11 protein-coding genes and 1 pseudogene are annotated in these 9875 nt (G+C 37.1%); all 12 read left to right on the top strand.

Annotated elements, in window-relative coordinates; genetic code table 11:
- Positions 1–212, top strand: a pseudogene (locus tag H541_RS0106305) (hypothetical protein); the annotation flags it as partial.
- Between the two features lie 291 nt (positions 213–503).
- Positions 504–677: a 30S ribosomal protein S21 gene (gene rpsU, locus H541_RS0106300; RefSeq protein WP_022796477.1), complete on the top strand. Its 174-nt coding sequence runs from the start codon at positions 504–506 to the stop codon at positions 675–677.
- Positions 678–983: 306 nt separating this feature from the next.
- Complete coding sequence (locus tag H541_RS0106295) at positions 984–1430, top strand: GatB/YqeY domain-containing protein (protein WP_022796476.1); 447 nt, start codon at positions 984–986, stop codon at positions 1428–1430.
- Positions 1431–1445: 15 nt separating this feature from the next.
- The gene (purB, locus tag H541_RS0106290) at positions 1446–2738 is read left to right on the top strand and encodes an adenylosuccinate lyase (RefSeq protein ID WP_022796475.1); all 1293 of its coding nucleotides are present in this window, start codon (positions 1446–1448) and stop codon (positions 2736–2738) included.
- A 26-nt stretch (positions 2739–2764) separates the two neighbouring features.
- Entirely contained in the window at positions 2765–3727 is a 963-nt protein-coding gene (locus H541_RS0106285; RefSeq protein WP_022796474.1) for a PhoH family protein, read from the top strand.
- Positions 3728–3741: 14 nt separating this feature from the next.
- Positions 3742–4230, top strand: a complete 489-nt coding sequence (gene ybeY, locus H541_RS0106280; RefSeq protein WP_022796473.1) for an rRNA maturation RNase YbeY — start codon at positions 3742–3744, stop codon at positions 4228–4230.
- On the top strand, positions 4208–4627 hold the full coding sequence (locus H541_RS0106275) for a diacylglycerol kinase family protein (RefSeq protein WP_022796472.1): 420 nt from the start codon (positions 4208–4210) through the stop codon (positions 4625–4627). Before ybeY ends, H541_RS0106275 begins: the two co-directional genes overlap by 23 nt.
- Positions 4621–5532, top strand: coding sequence for a GTPase Era (era, locus tag H541_RS0106270; RefSeq protein ID WP_156831884.1), 912 nt, complete (start codon positions 4621–4623; stop codon positions 5530–5532). The genes H541_RS0106275 and era overlap by 7 nt, the downstream gene beginning before the upstream one ends.
- A gap of 11 nt (positions 5533–5543) precedes the next feature.
- A complete protein-coding gene (recO, locus tag H541_RS0106265; RefSeq protein ID WP_022796470.1) occupies positions 5544–6302 on the top strand; it encodes a DNA repair protein RecO in 759 nt (252 codons plus the stop codon).
- A gap of 267 nt (positions 6303–6569) precedes the next feature.
- On the top strand, positions 6570–6809 hold the full coding sequence (locus H541_RS0106260) for a hypothetical protein (protein WP_022796469.1): 240 nt from the start codon (positions 6570–6572) through the stop codon (positions 6807–6809).
- 54 nt (positions 6810–6863) lie between these two features.
- On the top strand, positions 6864–7787 hold the full coding sequence (gene glyQ, locus H541_RS0106255; protein ID WP_022796468.1) for a glycine--tRNA ligase subunit alpha: 924 nt from the start codon (positions 6864–6866) through the stop codon (positions 7785–7787).
- A complete protein-coding gene (gene glyS, locus H541_RS0106250; protein ID WP_022796467.1) occupies positions 7780–9831 on the top strand; it encodes a glycine--tRNA ligase subunit beta in 2052 nt (683 codons plus the stop codon). Before glyQ ends, glyS begins: the two co-directional genes overlap by 8 nt.
- Positions 9832–9875: the final 44 nt, after the last annotated feature.

Genomic DNA, 9875 nt, shown 5'->3' with positions numbered 1-9875 from the left:
CATGGCAGAACGGCAAAGTGGAACGAAGTCACCGGGAAGATCAACTTCGGTTTTATGGTAAACGAGAGTTTGAATCCGTAGAGGATATGTTAAAGCAACATCGGCGATATATGAGTCGACACAATAATATTGCACGAAAAGTATTGGGATTCTTAAGCCCAAATCAAATGGTTGAAAAGTATTACGAAAATAAGTATAACGAAGCTGCTTGATGTGTCCACTGATTTTATATTTTTATCGTTTGTTGTCAAGGATCGTTTCACTTTCCTCCTTGACAACAAAGTCAAAAAATTCGTTTTGGTGGACAAGACATCAAGCACCACTATTATCAGTTCAGGTAACATATGTTTGACAACCCTAGATAGTATTAAAGTATATTGATAAAGTATATTGACGGATATTTTGATATCTTGTATAATGTTAGAAGGACATTTTGTTTAACGTTATGAAATGGACCTAAACAAAAACGTTACTTTCATTGCTCGGAGGGAGGGAATCAAATTATGTCAAAAACAATCGTTCGTAAAAACGAATCTCTTGATGATGCTCTTCGCCGCTTTAAACGTAATGTTTCTAAGTCAGGTACACTTCAAGAAGCACGCAAACGTGAATTCTATGAAAAACCAAGCGTTCGTCGTAAAAAGAAATCTGAAGCTGCACGCAAACGCAAACATTAATAATTAGCCATTTAACATTGGCAACGGGTCATTGGAAATGCCAATGACCCGTTTTTTTGTTAACATAGACAAGTAGATACTTGCTCGATCTTAAGATTAACACTACTTACCCAATGATAAACCCTACTTTTTATCGTTTTTTGCTTACTTGTGTAACTTACTGTTTTTTAGCTTTTATTAATTCGGAAGCTTGCAGACTTTACTAATAGAATTCTGTGTTAAAATTGTATTATGACGAGATAAGATGGACTTACTACTAACTTTAATACCTAAAACCTGTAATATATAAATGGAGGAGACGGCATCATGACCTTATTAGAAACGTTAAATAATGATATCAAAACAGCGATGAAGGCAAAAGATCGCGATCGTTTAGATGTGCTTCGCATGTTAAAAACTGCAGTACAGATGGCAGAAATCGACAAGAAAAAACCTTTAGATCAGGCAGAAGAACTGACAATTTTATCTCGTGAATTAAAGCAACGAAAAGAGTCGCGAAAGGAATTTTATGATGCAGGCAGGGATGAACTAGTGGCACATGTTGATCACGAAATAGAAATCGTTGAGACATACTTGCCAAAGCAATTATCAACAGAAGAAGTACTCACTGAAGTCAAAGCAATAGCTGATAAAATCGGTGCAAAATCAAAGGCTGATTTCGGGAAATTAATGGGTGCTTCTGTGAAGGCTTTAAAGGGTAAAGCAGACGGAAATATGATTAAAGAAGCAGCAACTAAAGTTTTAAATCAATAGATGTAGGAGAATTTCATGATCGATAGATATAGCAATACTGTGTTAAAAAAGTTATGGAGCGATGAAAACAAATATAAGGCTTGGCTAGAGGTTGAAATACTAGCAGCCGAAGCATGGTCTGAACTTGGTATTATTCCTAAAAGAGACGTGGTAGCTTTAAGGAAGAATGCTTCATTTTCGGTTTCCAGAATATTAGAGATAGAAAAGGAAACGCGTCATGACGTTGTAGCCTTCACTCGTGCTGTTTCTGAATCATTAGGGGAAGAGAGAAAATGGGTTCATTATGGTTTGACCAGTACAGATGTGGTCGACACGGCCAATGGCTATTTGTTAAAACAAGTCAACGCGGTATTGAGAAAAGATCTTGCCGAATTGAAAATGGTTATTGGAGAAAAGGCGAAAACTTATAAATATACCGTAGAAATGGGAAGAACACACGGTGTTCATGCAGAACCGATGACGTTCGGTCTAAAGCTATTGAATTGGTATGATGAAATGAACCGAGATATTGATCGTTTTGATCGTGTTTCAAAACGGGTTGAAGCTGGTAAAATAAGTGGTGCAGTTGGCACGTTTGCAAACACACCACCACAAGTGGAAAAATATGTTTGTGACAGGATTGGATTAACTCCACAGCCCATCTCAACACAGGTCTTGCCGAGAGATCTACATGCTGAATATATCAGCATAATTGCACTGATAGCAACATCTATTGAACGATTTGCAACTGAAATCAGGGGACTGCAAAAAACGGAAATTCATGAAGTTGAAGAGTATTTTGCACAAGGGCAAAAAGGGTCTTCAGCTATGCCTCATAAAAGGAACCCCATCGGAAGCGAAAACGTCACAGGCATTGCTCGCGTACTACGTGGCTATATGGTCCCAGCCTATGAAGATGTCAGCCTTTGGCACGAAAGGGACATTTCACATTCTTCAGCTGAAAGAATCATTTTACCGGATGCGACGACATTGCTCGATTATATTTTGAGAAGATTTACAAGCATCGTTTCCAAATTGACAGTCTATCCTCAAAAAATGGAAGAAAATATGAACAAGTCATATGGCCTCATCTATTCACAACGGCTTTTACTAAAACTCATTGAACACGGCTATTCAAGGGAAAAAGCATATGATTTGATTCAACCTAAAACGGCAAAGAGTTGGGATGAAAAGCTGTCTTTTAAAGAACTTGTTTCTAATGATCCCACTATAATGAAAGTATTGGGCCAAACAGAAATCGACGATGCTTTTGACTATCACTACCATTTAAAATATGTGGATGATTTATTTAACAGAGTTGGCTTGTAAACAATTACTAGAATGGAGAGGATCTATTGTCTAACGGCATTGAATATCCAACGATTGAATTCACTAATCCCAAGCTATTATCTGCACTATTTGGTCCAAATGATCAGCATTTGAAACTGATTGAAGAGGGTCTTGGGGTAGTATTAGCTAACAGAGGAAATACTTTGATCATACAAGGATCAAAAGAAAATGCAGATTTAGTCAAGAATTTGTTGTTAGAATTAGAACAGCTTTTAAAAGATGGCATCTCTTTATCAGCTAGCGATGTGTTGACCGCTATAAAAATGGCTGAGCGAGGCACATTGGATTATTTTGTAAATTTGTATCATGAAGAGATAGGCAGGTCTTACGATGGTAAGACGATTAGAGCCAAAACTTTTGGACAACATCAATATGTGCAAGCGATGGCATTAAATGATCTTGTTTTTGGAATAGGACCAGCTGGGACCGGTAAAACATTTTTAGCTGTTGTTGCAGCTACATCTGCACTGAAGAAAGGTGATGTTAAAAAAATTATTTTAACGAGGCCTGCAGTTGAAGCTGGTGAAAATTTAGGGTTTCTTCCAGGGGACTTGAAAGAAAAAGTAGATCCTTATTTGAGACCCTTGTATGATGCTCTCTACACGATTTATGGAACAGAACACGCAACCAGATTAATGGATAGAGGTGTCATCGAAATTGCGCCTTTGGCTTATATGCGGGGTAGAACATTGAATGATGCCTTCGTGATATTGGATGAAGCTCAAAATACAACCATTTCTCAAATGAAGATGTTTTTAACGAGGTTAGGATTCAATTCTAAAATGGTTGTTAATGGAGATATTACTCAAATCGATTTGCCTCGTGGTAGTAAAAGTGGATTGATTGATGCTAACAGTAAACTGAGGGATTTGAAGCGGATTGCATTTGTTTTATTTGATGCCCATGATGTTGTAAGGCATCCATTAGTGGCTGATATTATTGAAGCCTATGGCAAAAAAGAAATTTGAAGGTTGGAAACTATATGATTATCGATTTTAATGATGAGACAGGGCGTATTACGCAAAGTAATCAAGCTTTGATCCTTGACGTATTACACTTTGCCAGTGATTACCTAAAATTAGCAAAGAATACAGAGTGTTCCGTAACAATCGTAACAAATGAACGTATACATGAAATCAATCGGGAGTATCGTGGTGTAGATCGCCCAACAGACGTCATTAGCTTTGCGCTAGATGATCAAATAGATGGTGTAATAGACCCTGTTAAGCCAAATGATCAGATGGCTACAGTCTTAAACCATCATTATGGTGATATTGTAATCTCTATCGATCAAGCTACCATCCAATCGAAAGAGTATGGCCATTCGTTGCAAAGGGAATTAGGTTTTTTAGCTTGTCATAGTTTATTACACTTGTTAGGATATGATCACCAGACCAAAGAAGATGAGAAAGAAATGTTTGGACTGCAAAAGGAGATTTTAAACGCCTATGGGCTTACAAAAGAAGTATGATAAGCAAACCTCTAAAAACAGTCATTTTTTTCAATCTCTTTTTCATGCAATAGATGGCATCCTTCTGATTTTTTTAGAGGAGAGAAATATTCGATATCATATGTTGATCGCTATGATTCCAATAATTTTAGGCTTTTATTTTGGCATCACGACAATCGAATGGGTCATGATTGTTTTTTGTATCCTACTAGTCTTACTGATGGAATTCATTAACACGATTTTCGAGAATATCGTCGATTTGATAACTGAAAAAAAATTCAGTCTTATTGCAAAAAATGTTAAGGATATTGCAGCAGGTGGTGTGTTATTAGTAACCATTTTCGTGGTGATTGTTGCATTAATCATTTTTGGACCCCATTTGATTGATTTTTTTAATGAAGGAGCATTATTATTGTGAGTCAAAAAAACTTTAAATCAGGTTTTGTCGCATTAGTTGGTCGACCCAATGTCGGTAAATCGACATTGATGAATTATCTCATTGGTCAAAAAATTGCCATTATGTCCAGTACAGCTCAAACCACTCGTAATAAGATTCAAGGTGTTTATACAGATGATGATAGCCAAATCATTTTCATTGATACACCAGGTATTCATAAACCGAAGCATGAGCTCGGAGAGTTTATGGTTTCCAGTGCGTATCAAACATTGTCAGAAGTTGATCTAGTCTGTTTTATGGTCAGTGCAGTAGATCCTATCGGACCTGGAGATAGATTTATATTGGATCGTCTTCAATCAAATAAGGTACCAGTCATACTTGTAATCAATAAAATTGATAAAGTTCATCCGGATAAGCTACCAGAAATCATTACGAGTTATACTGACGTGATGTCTTTTAAAGAAGTCATTCCGGTCTCTGCTTTACTAGGAAACAATATGCCTACCTTTTTATCTGTCATAAAGGATTGTCTACCCATTGGGCCTAAATACTATCCTGAAGACCACTTGACAGATCATCCAGAATATTTCGTTGTGTCAGAATTTATAAGAGAAAAGATTTTGCAACTGACACGAGAAGAAGTGCCACATTCTGTTGCTGTTAAAGTCGATTCAATGAAGACACAAGCTGATGAATCTGTACATGTGCTAGCAACGATAATAGTTGAACGCTCTAGTCAAAAAGGAATCATAATTGGTAAGGGTGGGGCAATGATTAAGAAAATCGGCGTTTTAGCCCGCAAAGATATTGAAAACTTATTAGGGAGTCACGTTTTCTTAGAACTATGGGTAAAAGTCAAACCAAAATGGCGTGACGATAAGTTTTTATTGAAGGAATTAGGCTATGAGGATAAAGATTATCATTAGAAGGTGAATCAATGAGTGATTATTATCAAAGTTTTCAGGGAATTGTCATAGCAAATCGGCCACATCGTGAAAATGATGCGATCGTGAAAATCTTCACTGAAAAATTTGGCAAAAAATCCTTCTTTATTCGCAATTCGATGGCTTCTAATAGTGTGTTGACTAATGCGTTGACACCATTGGTATGTTCTGTTTATCTTGGACATATCAACCAAAGCGGCTTAAGTTTTTTAAAAGATAGTGATGTTTTAAAAAGTTTTCTAAAAATTAGATCAGATCCATTTTTACAAGCGCATGCAACATACTATCTTGCGCTCACAGACGCAGCTTTTGAAGATAACGTGCCACAGGATGATTTCTATTCTTTTCTTAAAGAGAGCTTGATAAAACTAAATAGTGGTTATAATGCTGATATTGTTAGACTACAATTTGAACTCTTTTCCTTACGACTGTTCGGAGTGGCTCCTGACTGGAATCATTCGCAAATATCCCATAAAGAAACTGCTGACAAGCGGTTAAATTTTACGCTTAATCCGCCTGGAGTGATTTTAAGCGATGAGGCACAAAATATGACAGTGTTGCCGGTTAGTTCAAAGGCAATCCATCTCTGTCGTTTACTGGCCAATATACGACCCAATCAATTGGGAAAGCTTGACATAAATCCTGTCACCGTGAAAGATGCCTTAAAGTTGTTATCTGTATTTTATAATGATTATATCGGTTTGTCTCTAAAGAGCAGAAAGTATCTTGAGAAGATGTCAGATTGGTTTTAAGACTAGTGGGGTGTTAAGGCTGATTCAATCCTTAAATAAACGATATTATTGACCAAAATATTGCATTTTCCACAGAACTACATTAAACTGTAGAGTATCAAAAGCGAGTTGGGACGGTGAAAGCCAACATTATTATGGCCGTGTTTTCAGTTAAATAGTAAAAACAATGAAGCTGTTGTTTGTAACAGAAAGTAGGGTGGAACCGCGATCAATCGCCCCTATGCTTGTTACGACATGGGCTTTTTTTATGTCAAAAAGGAGAGTTTTATGTTACAAGAAATTACTATACCCAAAGAACGATTCACTAAGAATGCGATACAAATTGTCTGTAAAGAGCCCGTGGAGATTACAGTATTCGATAAAAATGGTATAGCAGAGTCGCTCGTTTCTGAGCCTTCAAAGCCTATTACTGTTTTTGAAACGCCAATTGAAAATATCACAAAAGTAGTGGTCAGGACATTACCTAACCTCAAATACGATTTTTTACCAGCTATCAAAGCTCTATGAAGTAATGTAGATGAGACAAAAGTTCCCATAGAATAAAAATAAGAGGTAGATCATATGACGAAAGCAAAGACATTTCAAGAAATCATTCAAACGTTACAAAGTTTTTGGGCAGAACAGGGATGTTTACTTCTGCAAAGTTATGACGTTGAAAAAGGCGCTGGAACCATGAGCCCTTACACATTTTTAAGGGCTATTGGACCGGAACCATGGGCAGCCTGTTATGTTGAACCGAGTAGACGTCCAGCTGATGGCCGCTACGGCGAAAATCCCAACCGTTTGTTTCAACACCATCAGTTTCAAGTCGTTATTAAACCATCTCCTGATAATGTTCAAGAATTATATATTGAATCCCTTGTAAGACTTGGGATAGATCCATTACACCATGATATCAGGTTTGTTGAAGATAACTGGGAAAACCCTTCAATGGGATGCGCTGGCCTTGGCTGGGAAGTTTGGCTTGACGGCATGGAAATTACCCAGTTCACCTATTTCCAACAAGTTGGCGGCTTAGAGTGTAAACCAGTTACCAGTGAAATCACGTATGGATTAGAACGACTAGCAAGTTATATTCAAAATGTGGATAGTGTCTATGACATTGAATGGACAAAAGGCGTAAAATATGGCGACATTTTTAAACAACCTGAAATTGAACATTCGCGCTACGCCTTTGAGTTGAGCGATCCAGAGCAATTATTGGAATGGTTTAATGAGTATGAGCAAACCGCAAAAGACCTTATTGCGAAAAATGATGTCCATCCCGCTTATGACTATGTATTGAAATGTAGTCACACTTTTAATCTTCTAGATGCTAGAGGTGTAATATCCGCCACTGATAGAGCTGCCTATCTAAAACGAATTAGGAATATGGCAAAATCAATTGCTAAAGCCTTTGTGGCTGAACGAAAAGAACTAGGATTTCCTCTTTTGAAAGAGGATAAGGTGCCAACTACTACTGAAGAGGTGACAGAACATGAATAACCACTATTTGATTGAGTGTGGTTTGGAAGAAATGCCAGCTAATGTGATAGATAATAGTCTGGAACAACTGGAAACCGCCACAACCACATTTTTAAAAGAACACTATCTTCCTTATGAGAGTATTGAAACGTTTGCAACTCCTCGGCGTTTAGCTATTCGAATCAATGGCCTTGGTGACAAACAACCAGATCGAGAAGAGGTATTCAAAGGGCCAAGTCTGAAAGTTGGTAAAGCGAATGACGGTACGTGGTCAAAGGCGGCTGTCGGGTTTGCAAAGAGTAAAGGAGCAACGGCAAATGACCTATTTATTGATGATTTCCAAGGAGAGCCGTATTTATTTGTAAAGCAAAAAAGTATTGGTCTGCCAACATCAGTTGTAGTAGCTCACATTGCTAAGCTCTTTGAAAGGATCAACTTTCCAGTTACAATGCACTGGCAAGATCATTCATTCAGTTATATAAGACCAGTCCATTGGGTTGTTTCTCTATTAAACGACGATATAATACCAACTTCAATATTCAATATCACAGCAGATAGAATTAGTCGCGGACATCGCTTTTTAGGGAGTGATGTGAAAGTGCGGTCTGCTTTAACGTATGAAGAAGATTTAGAAAAAGCTCATGTTATTGTTTCACCTTTAAAAAGGCAAGAAATGATTGTTTCCCAAATCAAACAAATTGAAGCAGAAAAAAATGTATTAGTCGAACTACATCCTGACCTGTTAAAAGAGGTTCGAAATATTGTAGAGTATCCTACGGTTTTTATGGGTAATTTTTCGAAAAAATATTTAGAACTACCAGAGTGTGTGCTAATCACCACCATGAAGGATCATCAACGTTACTTTGAAGTTTATGATGCAAAGTCAAAAGAATTGCAACCGCATTTTATCAGCGTTCGTAATGGTAATCATAACTTTATTGATAACGTCATCAAAGGGAATGAAAAAGTGTTGGTTGCAAGATTGGAAGATGCCTTATTCTTCTATCATGACGATTTAAAACGCTCTATTGAAGACTATGTCAGTCAATTATCACAACTCAGTGTTCACGAAAAAATTGGTTCCATGGCTGAAAAGCAACGTCGGGTCAGTCAAATCGTTAATTTGTTAGCTAAAGATTTAGAAGTGGATTCAAAAACTTCTGAGGCTGCGATAACTGCGAGCAAGATTTATAAATTTGATTTGATGACACAAACCGTTCAAGAACTCACCGAATTGCAAGGAACCTATGGTGAAGTATTTGCCTTAAAAAAAGGAGTCGACCCTGTGGTTGCTAAGGCTATTGGGGAACAATACTTACCGGTGTCGTCACACGGTAGATTGCCTGAATCAGTAGCTGGTAGCTTACTAGCTTTGGCAGACAAGATTGATAATATAATATCGTTCTTTAGTGCTGGTCTTTTGCCTACAGGATCCAATGATCCATTTGCCTTACGTAGACAAGCTATGGGCATTGTCCAAATTATTTTAGCTAATAAGTGGATTATAGATTTGGACTTATTCGTAAAAGAGTTATCCGCTATTTATGGATCTGAACAAGCTAATGTAACTGACTCTATATTGGACTTTATTAATGAAAGGTTCTCTCAATATGCATCGGGAAAAAATATTCCATTAGATATTATTAAGGGTGTCCAACGAAATCGTCATATCAATTATGTTAGGCGTTTACAGATTGCTAATTATTTTTTTGAGCACCCAGAATTAAAATCTGAAGAGAAAGGCATCATTGAAGGTTTAGTTCGCGTAATAAGGATCATAAAATCAAACACTGTGCATCCCGTTAATCCAAGTCAATTTCTGACCGAAAGTGAGAAAGCATTATTTGAAGCAGAAAAAAGCGTTCCTACTGACTATGAGGAACTACCTGTCGCTGACCAAATCGCTATTTTGGAAAAAATGGTTCCTTTGATTAATAACTTTTTTGATGAAAATATGGTAATGGTGGATGACCAACCTATAAGAGAGAATAGAATAGCATTGCTAGAATTTTTAAAAGAGCTGATTTTAGATGTCATTGATGTAACGGAATTGAAAACTAAATAGACGAACTTTATTAAGTGTAAAAAACAGAGAAAGGAGCGATAAAT

Source organism: Bavariicoccus seileri WCC 4188, from assembly GCF_000421665.1.
Classification (GTDB): Bacteria; Bacillota; Bacilli; order Lactobacillales; family Aerococcaceae; genus Bavariicoccus; species Bavariicoccus seileri.
Note: the sequence above shows the minus strand (reverse complement) of the source record. Positions and strands in the feature narration are given on the sequence as shown.

Coding starts and splice junctions, on each gene's coding strand:
- glyQ (WP_022796468.1), top strand. CDS start 6,864: ATGACGAAAGCAAAGACATTTCAAGAAATCATTCAAACGTTACAAAGT.
- H541_RS0106295 (WP_022796476.1), top strand. CDS start 984: ATGACCTTATTAGAAACGTTAAATAATGATATCAAAACAGCGATGAAG.
- H541_RS0106275 (WP_022796472.1), top strand. CDS start 4,208: ATGGGCTTACAAAAGAAGTATGATAAGCAAACCTCTAAAAACAGTCAT.
- recO (WP_022796470.1), top strand. CDS start 5,544: ATGAGTGATTATTATCAAAGTTTTCAGGGAATTGTCATAGCAAATCGG.
- H541_RS0106260 (WP_022796469.1), top strand. CDS start 6,570: ATGTTACAAGAAATTACTATACCCAAAGAACGATTCACTAAGAATGCG.
- rpsU (WP_022796477.1), top strand. CDS start 504: ATGTCAAAAACAATCGTTCGTAAAAACGAATCTCTTGATGATGCTCTT.
- purB (WP_022796475.1), top strand. CDS start 1,446: ATGATCGATAGATATAGCAATACTGTGTTAAAAAAGTTATGGAGCGAT.
- ybeY (WP_022796473.1), top strand. CDS start 3,742: ATGATTATCGATTTTAATGATGAGACAGGGCGTATTACGCAAAGTAAT.
- glyS (WP_022796467.1), top strand. CDS start 7,780: ATGAATAACCACTATTTGATTGAGTGTGGTTTGGAAGAAATGCCAGCT.